Raw genomic sequence first — 14,057 nt, forward strand, 5'->3', positions numbered from 1 at the left:
ACATGAATGAGCAGTTGAGCACACGTCTTTTGAACCTGCTGGACCGGCTGGCGCCATTATTGCCCCCCGAGCAGGCCCCCATCGACTGGTCACGCGACGTGGCCGCGCTCTGGCAGCGCCATGCGCTGGGCGGACGACTGACCCCGGTTCAGCCGCGTGACAGCGTCAGCGTGTCGGAGTTGATTGGTATCGAGGCCCAGAAAAGGGCGCTGGTGGACAATACACGTACCTTTCTAAGCGGGCGCCCGGCCAATCATGCACTGCTCTGGGGGGCGCGTGGCACTGGCAAGTCGTCACTGATCCGTGCGCTGATCAACGATCTGGCCGGCGAAGGGCTGCGCCTGATTCAGGTCGACCGTCATGATCTGGTGGGTCTGCCGACGCTGGTGCAAACGCTCAAGGGCAGCGATTATCGCTTTGTCGTCTACTGTGACGATCTCTCCTTTGAAGGCAGCGATGATGCCTACAAGGCGCTCAAGAGTGTGCTGGATGGCACCCTGACCGGCCCGCCGGACAATGTGTTGCTCTATGCCACCTCCAATCGGCGCCACCTGTTGCCGGAAAGCATGGCCGACAACAACGACACGCAGGTCGTGGGGGGCGAGATCCATCATGGCGACGCCGTCGAAGAGAAGATTTCGCTGTCGGACCGATTTGGACTGTGGCTATCGTTCTATCCGTTCGATCAGGACACGTATCTGCAAACCTGCGCGCACTGGGTGGCTCATCTGGGCGGGCAGTTTGATGACGCCGCCGAGGCCGAGGCACGCCGCTTTGCGCTGGCACGTGGCGTGCGCAGCGGCCGCGCGGCCTGGCAGTTCGCCATCGCCTGGACCGGGCGACCTGGTACGGCCGACAACACCGCCGTCGACTAAAGTAGGGCTGAAAGCGCCTTGCCCCGAGCCAGCATGTCCGGGAATTGATGCCACACTGAATGCTTTGGTCGACGGAGAGTGAAGCGATGACAACAATGATAAAAATGGTCATGGGTGGGCTGCTGCTGACCGGCATGGTCACGACGCCGGTGATGGCCGACTCTGGTGATGATCACGGCAGCCAGGCATCCCAAACCAGCGATCAGAGCGCTTCGAAACACGGCGAGCGCCTCTCGGGCAGCGCCATTCGTGACAATGTGCTGGGCCATCGGGTAACCGGTGCCATGGCCGATGGCAGCCAATACAGTGAAGTCTACCGCGTCGATGGCACCATCGAGGGGGAAGACTATACCGGCCAGTCCACGATCAAGGACGATCGCATGTGCCTTGATTATGGCAGCGGTGATACCACCTGCTATCAGGTTCGCATGATCGGCGACAACCATATCGAGTGGCTGCTTGATGGTGAGGTGGTGGGCGAAGGGACGCTCAGCGCGATGGAATAAAGCGGGTCGAGAACATCCACACCAGAACCGGCGCCTGCGCGCCGGTTTTTTACATCTCGGAAGGTTGGGGTCTGTTGGTTGGCGGGGCAGGCGGTGAGGTCGTGTCTTCGATCGGCGCTACTGCCTTGTTCGGCAATGTCGGCAGTCCGGGGGCGCTGGTCTGCTCGGCAGGGCCTGAAATGTCCAGCGTAATGGTTGGTGCCGGTATCAGGCGGGCCATGTCGCTGTCCAGGCGCGGCGTCAGTGACAGGGTGCTCCCCGCCGGCAGCTGCTGCTGATTGGCCAGCCGCTGTGCCAGTGCCAGCAGCTTCTGGTTATAGGGCGCCCCTTCTCGAATGGACGTTTCCGGGAAAAGGTCCACCGGCAGGCGCAGGGTCGCCGGCTCGCCACCACGAAGGGCGATCGGTTCATCCACGTCGCCACTGACCGGCTCGGCGCCGGGCACTACGAGCTGCCAGGCATAGCCGGTCAGATTGATATCGGGCGCGGCATCCGGGGGTGTCAGGGACAGCGGCAGCTCCAGGCTGACCGGCATGCCGGCCATATCAAGTCCCGCTCTGGCCAGTGCCGTGGGCTCAAGCGTCAGGGCATCGATGGGCACCGCCCAGCGGCCGATACGAACGTTTTCCACCCCCATCGACTGCAGCGCCAGTCGCCCCAGCATGAAGCTGGCCTGTGGCAATGCCAGACAGCCGGCCAGTGATAGCGTTGCAGCCATCAGCAGGGCCGGGCGATATCGAAACTTCCCCTGTGTCATGACAGACTCCTGTCAGAGAGGCGTTGGATCAACGCTTTCTGATGCAAGTCTGACCTGGATCGACCGGAATGTCATACCAGGTCACCAGGAAAGGAGTCTGACAGCCTTTAGCGTCGGCTTTTGCGCGCTTCCTTGGTACGCGCCAGTTCACGGGACTTGGCCTTTTCCCGATCGCTGTCGCCACTGTTCTTGTCGTAGGGGTTATCGCCGGAGCGAAACTCGAAGCGGATGGGCGTGCCCTTGACCTTGAGCACCTTGCGAAAGGTGTTGATCAAAAAGCGCTTGTAGGCTTCAGGCAGGGCATTGGTCTGATTGCCGTGCACCACGATCAGTGGCGGATTGGCGCCGCCCTGATGCGCCATGCGCAGTTTGATACGACGACCGTGGACAAGCGGCGGCTGGTGCTCGCTGACGGCGTCCTGCAACAGCGTGGTCAGACGATTGGTCGACCAGCGCGCCGTCGCCGAGGCGAAGGCGCGCTCGATGGACGGGTAAAGGTCGCCCACGGCCGTGCCGTGAAGCGCCGAAATGAAATGCAGGTCGGCGTAATCGGCAAACCCCAGACGCCTTTTGATGTCGGCGCGCATCTTCTCGCGGGCTTCCTGCTCAAGGCCATCCCACTTGTTGACGGCCAGCACCAGCGCTCGCCCGGTAGTCAGCACGTAATCCAGCAGGTGCAGATCCTGCTCGACCAGACCGGTGCGGGCATCGAGCACCACGATGGCGACGTTGCACTCCTTGATGGCGTCCAGCGTCTTGATGATCGAGAACTTTTCGGCCGCCAGACTGATGTTCTTGCGGCGACGCACGCCGGCCGTGTCGATCAGCACATAGGGCTGGCCGCGGCGCTCGAAGGGGATTTCAATGGCATCGCGCGTGGTGCCGGCTTCATCAAAGACCACCACACGCTCTTCGCCCAGCAGCCGGTTGACCAGGGTGGACTTGCCCACGTTGGGGCGCCCGACCACACCGATGCGAATACCGTTGGCAATCAGGTCCGGGTGGGTCTCTTCATTGACCTCGGGGAAGGGCTCCAGAACATGCTCGATCAGAGTGGTGACATTGCGCCCGTGTGCAGCAGCAATGGCGTGGGGGTCGCCCAGCCCCAGCGCCCAGAAATCGGCGGTGGCAATCTCTTCCTGCAGACCGTCACTCTTGTTGACCACAAGCCAGGTCTTTTTCTGATTGATGCGCAGATGGTTGGCGATGGCCTCATCGGCCGGCATGACGCCGGCGCGTGCATCCACCATGAAAAAGACAATGTCGGCTTCATCGATGGCCAGCAGCGACTGCTCGGCCATGGCCGCATCGATGCCCATCTCGTCGCCGCTGATACCGCCGGTGTCGATGACGGTATAGGGCTTGTCGCCCAGCTGACCGTTGCCGTAGTGGCGATCACGGGTCAGCCCCGGAAAGTCTGCAACGATGGCATCACGCGTGCGCGTCAGCCGGTTGAATAGCGTGGATTTGCCGACATTGGGTCGGCCGACAAGTGCGATAACGGGATTCATGAGGGTCCTGCACGATAGAGGGAGCGGGCTGTCGGCTTAATGGGGGACAGCGCTGATACCGTCCGTCCTGATCGGGGCATTCTAACCCGAAAGGCGTCGGTATTCGAAATGTGTGAAACGCCCGATCAGGCGTGGATGATAAACGAACGGGTCTTCCGGTCGAATACCGGAAGACCCGTCATGACCTTATGGTCGAGAACGGCTTACTGAGGGCTGCCCATGTCCTTGAGAGAATAGGCGATCAACTCACCGTCGTTGGTCAGCGCAAAGACATGCTCGCCATCGGTCAGCGGGGTGATGCTGATGCCGTCACCGCCCGGATGCGTGCGGCCTTCCTGCTCACCGGTTTTGGCATCGATGACGTGCAGATAGCCCTGATAGTCTCCAACCACCAGCTTGTTGTCGACAAATACCGGAGCACTCAGAGAGCGGCCTTCCAGCGCGTCCTGATTCCAGATGACACGACCATTGTTGGCATCAAGCGCCATGATGTGGCTGTCGGCGGTGACGGTGAAGAGATAGTCACCGACCAGCACCGGCGTGTGATAGCTGGACTGTTCCCGCTCCCAGAGCGGCTGGCCGTTGCGGGCATCGAGTGCCATGACGCGGCCGTTGTAGCTGGTCACGAACAGACGGCCGTCCTGGGTCAGCACCGGCTGACCATCAAGGTCCACCAGCTGCTCGACTTCGGTGCGCCCCTGGGGTACCGCAACGCGCAGGTCCCACAGTTGCTGACCGCTGCGGTTGTCAAAGGCCGCCAGACGACCGTTGGCAAAGCCTGCAAAGGAAACCGGGTCGATGGTGCGCGGTGCGCCGGTGCCACGCAGGGTCAGTGCCGGCTGGGAGGAGGCGTACAGCCACTGCTCGTCACCGGTAAAGCGATCCAGTGCCGTCAGCGTACCATCCACGCTTTGCACAACCACCTGTCCACTGTTGAGCTGCGGCGGGGCGATGACCTCACTGGAAACGCTGGTGCGCCAGACGATATCACCGTTGTCTTCACTAAAGACAATGACTTCACCGTTGCGCGTGCCGGCAAAGAGCTGTCCGCTGTCCGCCGTCAGACCGCTGGAGATCGGTGTTTCCAGACGCTTTTCCCACTTGACCTGACCATTGTTGCGGTTGATGGCCTTGATGTTGCCTTCGGCATCGCTGGCATAGATCGTGTCGCCTGAAATGGCCGGTGTGATCGGATAGCGTGCCCGGGTCAGCGAACCGATACCATCCGACCACATGCCCTCGACCTTGACGGTCTGATCGATACTGGTCAGCTCGCGTGGCTGCGTGCCGGTCTGAACATTGCCGGAGCAGCCGGCGAGCACCACCAGTGAGGTGGCACACAGCAGGGCACCCAGCGGTTTTGCCATCAGCGCGACGCGCTTGAGGCCCGAATGTGAAGGAGAGCCGTTTTCAAGCGTGCTCATGAAGCCTCCTGAGGCGCCAGATCATCGAGTTTGAGTTGTATCCCGGAGAGCTGCTGATTGTGCTCACGAGCCAGATTGACGGCATTTTGCCAGGCACTGCGTGCCTCATCGACATTGCCCATCGCCAGCTGGATGTCGCCGCGGATATCTGCCCCGCGAGCGCTCATGGCCTCGGGCAGCTGCAGGCTCTCAAGCGTGCCGAGGGCTTCTTCGGCCTTGTCCTGACCCAGCTGCACACGGGCCAGTTCCAGACCGGCCAGCGCGCGGATCTCGTCGCGATCACTGCGTTTGCGTACCTCTCCCAGCGCTCGCTCGGCAGCCGGCAGGTCGTTGCCGTCCACGGCCAGGCGCGCCTGAATCATGCCGGCCAGGTCGGCATACAGGGTGTCACCGTGCTGGTCACGAATGGCGTCAATGATGCTCTGGGCCGCCTGACGGCCACTGTCATCAAGACTGTCCTGTGAGGTCAGCTGAATCAGCTGCTGGTACTGAAGTGAGGCAGCTTCGGACTGTGACTGCTGATGATCCTGCCACCAGTGCCAGGCAAAAAGACCGACGGCGGCAATGATGATGCCGCCCAGAATCGGCTTGGCGTAGTTGTGCCAGATTCGTTTGGCAGCCGCCAGCTGATCGTCTTCTTCGTGAATGTTCAACTGATCCGCCACGTGCGGCACTCCTGTAGGTTTGGTCTCATGACAGTCTCTGCCCGGGTGGTTGAAAGGCCGCTAGGCCTGGGTCACATGGCCACTGTCTGCCGGACGCTCATCCATCCAGCGCGAGAGCCGCTCGACCAGCGCATCCATATCCAGCTGCTGCTGGGGCTCTTCACCGCGCAGGTCCTTGAGCGCGACCGTACCGGCAGCAAGCTCATCTTCGCCCAGTATGACCACAAAACGGGCGCGACTCTTGTCGGCCTTTTTCATTTGGCTTTTGAAACTGCCGCCGCCGCAGTGTACCTGCACACGAAGGGAGGGCAAGCGGCTGCGAAGCGTCTCACCCAGTACCAGCAGCTGCGTATCCACGCCTTCGCCCTGACCCATGAGGTAGACATCCAGGATATCCTCGGCAGCCGTGGGGACCAGCTCCAGTGTCTCCAGCAGCAAAATCAGACGTTCAACGCCCATGGCAAAACCGACTGCCGGGGTGGCCTTGCCGCCCAGCTGCTCGACCAGGCCATCATAGCGCCCGCCGGCACAAACGGTGCCCTGACTGCCCAGTGCCGTGGTGGTCCATTCAAAGACCGTCCGGCTGTAGTAGTCCATCCCTCGCACCAGACGCGTATTGATGACGTACTTGATGCCCAGAGCGTCGAGCTTGTGCTTGAGCGCGTCAAAGTGAGCGATGGAAGCATCATCAAGATGGTCGATGAGCTTCGGCGCAGCCTCGATCAGAGCCTGCATGTCGGGATTTTTGCTGTCGAGAATGCGCAGCGGGTTGCTGCCCAGACGACGATGAGAATCTTCGTCAAGCTGATCGAGATGCGCATTGAAGTAATCGACCAGCATGGCGCGATAGACATGACGCGCCTCGAGCGAGCCCAGCGAGTTGATCTCGAGCTGCACATGATCGATCAGGCCCAGTGCCTGCCAGAGGCGGGCGGACAGGGCGATCACCTCAACATCAATGTCCGGGCCTTCCAGGCCAAAGACTTCCACGCCTACCTGGTGGAACTGACGGTAACGACCCTTCTGGGGGCGTTCATGGCGAAACATGGGGCCGGCATACCAGAGCCTTTGGATCTGATTGTGCAACAGCCCGTTTTCGATGGCGGCACGCACCACGGGGGCCGTGCCTTCCGGACGCAGGGAGAGGCTGTCACCGTTGCGATCGTCAAAGGTATACATCTCCTTTTCGACGATATCGGTCACCTCGCCGATGGAGCGTTTGAACAGGGCGGTCTGTTCAAGCACCGGCGTGCGCATTTCCAGGTAGCCGTACTGTGCCATGAGCTGGCGTACGTGCTGCTCGAAATACTGCCAGAGCGGGGAGCGCTCGGGCAGCAGGTCATTCATGCCTCGGATGGCCTGTACTTTACTGGACATTGATTGTTTATCGCCGCATTTCAAAAAGGGGCCCGGGCCTCAGGCGCGGGTGATGACATCTTTCTCTTCGGCTTCCTTGCGCGCCACGCGATCCCGAATCAGTTTTTCAAGATCATCCACGAGATGGTCGTTGCGCAGCTTCTGTGCAGGCTTGCCGTCGATATAAATCAGGTTGGCCGGACTGCCTCCGGTCAGACCGATATCGGTTTCTTTTGCCTCGCCGGGGCCGTTGACCACACAGCCGATGACCGACACGTTCAGCGGGGTCATGATGTCTTCAAGGCGCTCTTCGAGCTGATTCATGGTACCGATGACATCGAAGTTCTGGCGTGAGCAGCTCGGACAGGCAATAAAGTTGATCCCGCGTGAGCGCAGTTTCAGGCTCTTGAGGATGTCATAACCGACCTTGATTTCCTCGACCGGGTCAGCGGCCAGCGAGATACGCAGGGTGTCACCGATGCCATCCATCAAAAGCGCCCCCAGGCCGATCGAGGACTTGACCGTACCACCGCGCAGGCCGCCGGCCTCGGTAATGCCCAGGTGCAGGGGCTGATCGATCTGGCCGGCAATCTGGCGATAGGCATCAACGGCCATGAAGATATCGCTGGCCTTGAGCGAAATCTTGTACTCCTGAAAGTCCAGACGGTCGAGATAGTCAATGTGGCGCATGGCGGATTCGACCAGCGCGGCCGGCGTCGGTTCGCCATATTTTTTCTGCAGGTCCTTTTCAAGCGAGCCTGCATTGACGCCGATGCGAATCGGGATGCCGTTGTCACGCGCGGCCTGAACCACGGCGCGAACGCGATCTTCGCGACCAATGTTGCCGGGGTTGATGCGCAGGCAGTCAGCGCCCAGTTCAGCCACGCGCAGGGCGATGCGGTAGTCGAAATGGATGTCGGTCACCAGCGGCACCGAGGTGCGCTGCTTGATCTTGCCGAAGGCTTCGGCACAGTCCATATCCGGCACGGAGACGCGCACGATATCGCCACCGGCTGCGGCAATACGCTCGATCTGATCGACGGTGGCGTCGACGTCCAGCGTATTGGTGTTGGTCATGCTCTGTACTGAAATGGGCGCATCGCCACCCACGGGCACATTGCCGACGTGAATCTGGCGCGACTTGCGCCGCACAATCGGGGACTGGCTAATCATGATAAATCATTCCCCCAGGGTAAAGCGGGCAACGTTGCTGCTGCCGGCGTGTTGGGACATGTCAACGCGTTCGCCCTTATAGTCAATGGTGACCTGATTGGCATTGCCTACCGTCAGGCGGAAGGGCGGCACGCCCTCGATCGTGGCGGTTGTGCCACTTTGCTGCAGGCCGCGCAGGACGGTGGTGCCATTGGCATCACGAACATCCACCCACGACTCACTGCCAAAATTCATTTTCATGCTTCGACCGCTGGTGATCGGATCGGCCGCTGCCTTTTCGTCGCCGGCGGTGTCTACCAGCCCGCCGGTTGCACCGTTGCGACCTTCGGGCGTATCGACCTGAAGGCTGCCGGGTTCCGGAATGGCACCATCACTGCCGCCGGCAACCCGGGTGGCAATGGCGGTATCGACCGGTGCACTGTCGGTCATGTTACCCGAGCCATCGCTCGATGTGTTATCCACAGCGGGTTGTGCTTCAGGCGTTGGCGGCAAAGCGGGATTGTCTGCGCTGTTTTGCTGCGTGACATTCTGCTCCGGCATGGCGCTGTCGTCGCCATAGCCCGGTGCGCTTTCGCGCCCTTCCCACCACAGCAGGGTCATGACTGCCAGAATGACCACGACGGCCACCGTGACGACTCGAAAGGCGATGGCGCCCATGCGTGACGGGGGCTTGATGCTGCTGATGGGCGCCACGCGACGCTCATCCAGATCGTTTCGGCCATGAACACGATCATAGGCCGCCACGATCATCCGGTCATCGATGCCTAAAAGACGTGCGTAGGCACGCAGGTAACCGCGACGATAGGTCGGTATCGGAATCTGTTCATAGTTATCGCGCTCCATGTCAGCGACCAGGGACGGGCGCAGATTCAGCTGCTCGGCGGCATCTTCCAGATGCAGACGCTGACGCTCGCGTTCGTCGCGCAGCATTTCACCGGCGCCCGGTTCTCCGGCGGGAGAGGCATGCTGTTCGCTCATGAAGAAGCTTCCTTGTTCGGTCGTGGCACGAAATGATCCTTTTTCGGCGTTTGACGCCGCCCGGTCTTACCCATCACGCGACGCCCCGCCGCGAAGCTTTTGAGAAAGCTGCAGGCTCTCGTTACTTTGACCGGCAAGTCGAACGTAGTGTTCAAGGGATGCGCGGGCGGCATCAAGGTGTTGCTGTTGGTATTGTACTTCGGCAAGTCCCAGCCATGCGCGCGGCAGGCGCTCCTCCAGCTGCAGGGCTCGCTGATAGGCGGCCAGCGCAGCGGCGCTGTCGCCCTGGCGCTGACGACACTGTCCCAGGTTGTCGAACAGCTGGGCGCGGCGTTCATAACGCAGGTCCGTGGTGGCCTGTTCAAGCTGCTCGCAGGCCTGGGGAATCCGGTCTTGACTGAACAGGAACGCTGCGTAGTTATTGCGCGCCTGGGTAAACGGCGAGCGGGCGCTTAAAGCGCGCTGGAAATACTGATCGGCACTGGCGGTTTCGCCCTGGCGCTGATAAATCAGGGCAAGTCCCTGAAGGGCGTCGGGATCATTGGCAGAAAGGTCAATGGCGCGAATAAAGGCCTGCTGGGCGCGCTCCAGGTCATCGCGTTGCAGATAGGCCATGCCAAGCTGGGTATAGGCCGTGGTGGGTGACTCTTCGGAGGGCCCCTGAGGACTGCTGCCATGGCTGACACAGCCTGAAAGCGTCATGGCGGCCAGCAACAGGGCCGTCATGAACAGCAGTGTCTTGAAGGTGCAACGCAAGTGAATCATCGACTTCCTGACGTGATGAACATGCCCGAATCTGTCAAATATTAGCAATGGCGTTGACCATCAAAGCGCCGGCACCCCGTCAAGTCAAGTCGATGACGGACAGGGCAGGGCAGACAGATCATGACGCGTCGAGCTGAACCGCCTTGATATAGCGCTCGGCGCGTTTGGTGCGGTCCTTGACGCGACCGACCAGCTGTCCGCAGGCCGCATCGATGTCATCGCCGCGCGTCGCGCGAACCGGTGCGTTATGCCCGAGTTCATACAGCCATGTCTGAAACCGCATCACCTGATTGCGTGACGGCTTTTCGTAGCCGGCGTTCGGGAAGGGATTGAACGGAATCAGGTTGATCTTGCAGGGCAGATCTCCCAGTACCTCGACCAGCTGCTCGGCATGTTCACGCTGATCGTTGATGTCCTTGATCAGGGTGTACTCGATGGTGATATGCCGCGTGCCCTCGCTTTTGGACAGATAGCGCCGGCAGGTGTCCAGAAGCGTTGCAATGTTGTATTTGCGATTGAGCGGTACCAGCGTGTTGCGAAGCTCATCGTTGGCGGCGTGCAGGGAAATGGCCAGCGCGACATCGATCTCATCGCCGAGCTTTTCGATCATGGGCACCACGCCTGACGTCGACAGGGTCACGCGGCGCTTGGAAAGCCCGTAGCCGTTGTCATCGAGCATCAGGTGCATGGCGGGCACGACATTGTCGTAGTTCAAAAGCGGCTCGCCCATGCCCATCATGACCACGTTGGTGACGGCGCGGCGGCCGTCATCATGGCCCATGCGTCCACCGGCGCTGGCCTGGGCCACCCACAGCTGGCCGATGACTTCGGCGGCGGTCAGGTTGCGCTGAAAGCCCTGCTTGCCGGTCGAGCAGAAGCTGCAGTCCAGCGAGCAGCCGACCTGAGAGGAGACGCACAGCGTGCGTCGACTGCCGTTTTCGGACGGGATCAGAACGGTTTCAACAAAACTGCCATCTTCCACTTCCAGCACCCATTTCTGCGTGCCATCGCTGGACTGGCCTTCGTAGACCACTTTGGGGCCACGAATTTCGGCCACACGTGCAAGCTTGTCACGCAGGGCCCTTGAAATATTGGTCATCTGCGAGAAATCATCGACACCCTCATGATGGATCCATTTCATGACCTGTGCGGCGCGAAATTTTTTCTCGCCCTGGTCGATGAAAAATTGCTCCATCTGGCTGCGTGAAAGACCCAGAAGATTGACAGGCGTTGTCGAGGCAGTCTGTGTCATGGCAGTGAGCTCGCTGGTGTCATGGTAGAAAGAAGGCCGTCATCTGCCCTCGGGGGCAGATGACGGCCGGGCACGGCAGGATAATCAGCCGCGCGGGCAGATTTCTTCATCAGAGAAGAAATAGGCCACTTCGCGCTGGGCGGATTCCGGCGCGTCGGAGCCGTGAACGGCGTTGGCATCGATGGAGGTGGCGAAATCGGCGCGAATGGTGCCGGCTTCGGCCTTCTTCGGGTCGGTAGCACCCATCAGCTCGCGGTTTTTGGCGATGGCGTTGTCACCTTCCAGTACCTGAACAACGACCGGGCCGGACGTCATGAAGGAAACCAGATCCTTGAAGAAAGGACGCTCGCTGTGCTCGGCGTAAAAGCCCTCGGCCTTTTCCTGTGACAGGCTGACCATCTTGCAGGCGACAACCTGCAGGCCGGCCTTCTCAAAACGAGAAATGATGTCGCCTACGGCATTTTTGGCAACGGCGTCCGGCTTGATGATGGAGAGAGTACGTTCCTGGGCCATGTTAAAGGGCTCCTGACAGGGTGATGAATTCAAGATGAGTCGTGATTCAGGATAGCGCAGAGCCGGCAGCTGCATTGACAGCTGCCGGCTCCGGCAAAAATCGCGCCATTATAGCCATAGCCAGCGCAACATGCATCCGCAGTGGCATGGGTCGGGTCAGACGCTGAAACTTTCTCCGCAGCCGCATTCATCGCGGACATTGGGATTGTTGAAGCGAAAGAAGCGGTTAAGACCTTCGCTGACGTAATCCACCTCGGTACCGTCCAGGACGGACAGGGCGTCGTTATCAACGATGACTCTGACCCCGTGATCTTCAAACACCTGATCATCGGCATCAACGCTGTCGGCAAAGTCGAGCACGTAGCTATAGCCCGAGCAGCCGCTTGGCTTGACCGCAACACGCAATCCTTCGCCGCTGCCGCGCTCTTCAAGCACGTGGCGAATCTGGTGGGCGGCGGCTTCGGAAATCGAGATCCGGGCCATGATGTTGTCCTCCCCGGTGATGCGCGCCTGGCGCGCGAAAGATAAAGGATGCTCAGGCGCTCTGACGCGTACGCAGGCTTTCAAGAGCGTTCGAAAGTGATTCAAGTGCCTGATCGATCTCTTCGATTCGGCTAAAACGACCAAAACTGAAGCGAATCGAGGCCAGTGCCCGTTCGCGTGGCATGCCAATACCGGTCAATACGTAGGAAGGGTCCACGCTGGCGGAATTACAGGCCGAGCCGGTCGATACCGCAAGACCCCGCAGCGCCATGATCAGGCCCTCGCCATCCACGCCTTCAAAACCGGCATTGATGATATTGGGCACATGTGCACCGCCTTCGGCATTGATCCAGGTGCCTTCAAGCCGGGAAAGGCCGTCGCGAAAACGCTGACCGAGCATCTCGAGATGCGCGTTGTCGCTTGCCTGTTCTTCATGGGCCAGCGAAAAGGCCTGTCCCATACCGGCAATCTGGTGGGTGGGCAGGGTACCTGAACGCATGCCGCGCTCATGACCGCCACCGTGAATCAGCGCCTCGATTCTGGTGCCACGACGGACATACAGGGCGCCGATGCCCTTGGGGCCGTAGGCCTTGTGGGCCGACAGTGACAGCATGTCGATCGGCATTCGGCTCATGTCCAGCTCGATTCGGCCGGCGGCCTGAGCAGCATCCACGTGAAAGGCCGCACCATGTTCGGCTGCGATGGTGCCCAGTGCCTGCAGGTCATTGATGCTGCCCAGCTCGTTATTGACCGCCATCAGAGACACTAGAATCGTCTCGGGGCGCATCGCTTCCCGAAGCGTCTCGGGCGATACGGTGCCGTTGGCACAGGGGGCGAGGTAGGTCACCTCAAAGCCTTCCTGCTCGAGCGCCGCGGCGCTGTCGAGCACAGCCTTGTGCTCGATGCTCGAGGTGATCAGGTGTCGACCGCGAGCGCGATGGGCGCGCATATAACCGATGAGCGCCAGGTTGTCGGCCTCGGTGGCCCCCGAGGTCCAGACAATTTCGCGCGGGTCGGCGCCGATCAGGTCGCTGACCTGACGTCGGCCGGTCTCGACGACCTGTTCGGCCAGCCAGCCCGACATGTGGCTGCGTGAGGCCGGATTGGCAAAGGTGCCTTCCAGCGTCAGATGACGGGCCATGACCTCGGCTACACGCGGGTCGACCGGGGTCGTGGCCGCGTAATCAAGATAAAGAGGCATGGTGCTCATGATGTTTTCCTTTCTCCAACGTCATGACCCGCTGCACGACGCACAATGACATTATGGCGTATGGACAATCGGCAGCACGGCAATCTGGTCGGCGCTGTCCTGTTGCCGACACGCGATGCGCTGAACATCTTGACGATGAATCAGCTCTTCAAGCGTAATACGGTCGAGAAAATCGTGTATGACATTGGATAGATCACTCCATAGATGATGCGTCAGACAGGTGGTTCCCTGCTGACAATCCCCCGTGCCCTGACAGCGCGTGGCATCAATGGATTCGTTGACCGCGTCGATGACGCTGGCCACGGAAATCTCGCCGGGTGCCCGGGCCAGCAGGTAGCCGCCGCCCGGTCCGCGAACACTGGTGACAAGCCCTTCACGACGCAGCCTGGCAAAAAGCTGCTCGAGATAGGAAAGCGAAATATCCTGACGCGTCGAGATATCGGCCAGGCTAATGGGCGAACCGCTACCGTGCAGGGCCAGATCCAGAATGGCGGTAACGGCGTAGCGGCCCTTGGTCGTCAGACGCATGATCCAGATTCCGCTGCATGACAGTAGTGACTGATTATGATAATCCCGAGGGATTTGGTCA

At 60.5% G+C, this 14,057-nt stretch carries 15 protein-coding genes; 2 read left to right on the plus strand and 13 right to left on the minus strand.

Translation table 11 applies throughout. The features are described 5' to 3' along the window. Nucleotides 1-2: 2 nt before the first annotated feature. Nucleotides 3-875 carry an ATP-binding protein gene (locus KSP9073_RS16960; RefSeq protein WP_108844162.1) on the plus strand — a complete coding sequence of 291 codons (873 nt, stop codon included), beginning with the start codon at nucleotides 3-5 and terminating at the stop codon, nucleotides 873-875. A gap of 86 nt (nucleotides 876-961) precedes the next feature. Continuing rightward, the gene (locus KSP9073_RS16965; RefSeq protein WP_133241047.1) at nucleotides 962-1,381 is read left to right on the plus strand and encodes a hypothetical protein; all 420 of its coding nucleotides are present in this window, start codon (nucleotides 962-964) and stop codon (nucleotides 1,379-1,381) included. 49 nt (nucleotides 1,382-1,430) lie between these two features. Here the strand turns inward: KSP9073_RS16965 and KSP9073_RS16970 are convergent, their stop codons facing one another. The 13 genes from KSP9073_RS16970 to iscR form a co-directional block, all read right to left on the minus strand. Next, nucleotides 1,431-2,138: a hypothetical protein gene (locus KSP9073_RS16970; protein WP_108844164.1), complete on the minus strand. Its 708-nt coding sequence runs from the start codon at nucleotides 2,136-2,138 to the stop codon at nucleotides 1,431-1,433. Between the two features lie 107 nt (nucleotides 2,139-2,245). After that, complete coding sequence (der, locus tag KSP9073_RS16975) at nucleotides 2,246-3,649, minus strand: ribosome biogenesis GTPase Der (RefSeq protein WP_108844165.1); 1,404 nt, start codon at nucleotides 3,647-3,649, stop codon at nucleotides 2,246-2,248. A gap of 203 nt (nucleotides 3,650-3,852) precedes the next feature. Then, the gene (bamB, locus tag KSP9073_RS16980; protein WP_243409281.1) at nucleotides 3,853-5,073 is read right to left on the minus strand and encodes an outer membrane protein assembly factor BamB; all 1,221 of its coding nucleotides are present in this window, start codon (nucleotides 5,071-5,073) and stop codon (nucleotides 3,853-3,855) included. Next, nucleotides 5,070-5,738 carry a YfgM family protein gene (locus KSP9073_RS16985; protein WP_165814289.1) on the minus strand — a complete coding sequence of 223 codons (669 nt, stop codon included), beginning with the start codon at nucleotides 5,736-5,738 and terminating at the stop codon, nucleotides 5,070-5,072. The genes bamB and KSP9073_RS16985 overlap by 4 nt, the downstream gene beginning before the upstream one ends. 60 nt (nucleotides 5,739-5,798) lie before the next feature. Then, the gene (gene hisS / locus KSP9073_RS16990) at nucleotides 5,799-7,115 is read right to left on the minus strand and encodes a histidine--tRNA ligase (RefSeq protein ID WP_108844167.1); all 1,317 of its coding nucleotides are present in this window, start codon (nucleotides 7,113-7,115) and stop codon (nucleotides 5,799-5,801) included. A gap of 39 nt (nucleotides 7,116-7,154) precedes the next feature. Beyond that, a complete protein-coding gene (gene ispG / locus KSP9073_RS16995) occupies nucleotides 7,155-8,267 on the minus strand; it encodes a flavodoxin-dependent (E)-4-hydroxy-3-methylbut-2-enyl-diphosphate synthase (protein WP_108844168.1) in 1,113 nt (370 codons plus the stop codon). 6 nt (nucleotides 8,268-8,273) lie between these two features. Further along, nucleotides 8,274-9,245 (minus strand): RodZ domain-containing protein, encoded by a 972-nt coding sequence (locus tag KSP9073_RS17000; RefSeq protein WP_108844169.1) that lies wholly within the window; start codon nucleotides 9,243-9,245, stop codon nucleotides 8,274-8,276. 66 nt (nucleotides 9,246-9,311) lie between these two features. Continuing rightward, nucleotides 9,312-10,010 carry a type IV pilus biogenesis/stability protein PilW gene (pilW, locus tag KSP9073_RS17005; RefSeq protein ID WP_108844170.1) on the minus strand — a complete coding sequence of 233 codons (699 nt, stop codon included), beginning with the start codon at nucleotides 10,008-10,010 and terminating at the stop codon, nucleotides 9,312-9,314. A gap of 118 nt (nucleotides 10,011-10,128) precedes the next feature. Further along, on the minus strand, nucleotides 10,129-11,262 hold the full coding sequence (gene rlmN, locus KSP9073_RS17010) for a dual-specificity RNA methyltransferase RlmN (protein WP_108844171.1): 1,134 nt from the start codon (nucleotides 11,260-11,262) through the stop codon (nucleotides 10,129-10,131). Between the two features lie 84 nt (nucleotides 11,263-11,346). After that, nucleotides 11,347-11,775: a nucleoside-diphosphate kinase gene (gene ndk / locus KSP9073_RS17015; RefSeq protein ID WP_108844199.1), complete on the minus strand. Its 429-nt coding sequence runs from the start codon at nucleotides 11,773-11,775 to the stop codon at nucleotides 11,347-11,349. 156 nt (nucleotides 11,776-11,931) lie between these two features. Further along, a complete protein-coding gene (locus tag KSP9073_RS17020) occupies nucleotides 11,932-12,258 on the minus strand; it encodes a HesB/IscA family protein (protein ID WP_108844172.1) in 327 nt (108 codons plus the stop codon). Between the two features lie 52 nt (nucleotides 12,259-12,310). Continuing rightward, a complete protein-coding gene (locus KSP9073_RS17025; RefSeq protein ID WP_108844173.1) occupies nucleotides 12,311-13,468 on the minus strand; it encodes an aminotransferase class V-fold PLP-dependent enzyme in 1,158 nt (385 codons plus the stop codon). Nucleotides 13,469-13,519: 51 nt separating this feature from the next. Continuing rightward, nucleotides 13,520-13,996, minus strand: coding sequence for a Fe-S cluster assembly transcriptional regulator IscR (gene iscR, locus KSP9073_RS17030; RefSeq protein WP_108844174.1), 477 nt, complete (start codon nucleotides 13,994-13,996; stop codon nucleotides 13,520-13,522). Nucleotides 13,997-14,057 lie beyond the last annotated feature (61 nt).

Origin of the sequence: Kushneria phyllosphaerae, assembly GCF_900312995.1 — a bacterium.
Lineage (GTDB): Bacteria > Pseudomonadota > Gammaproteobacteria > Pseudomonadales > Halomonadaceae > Kushneria > Kushneria phyllosphaerae.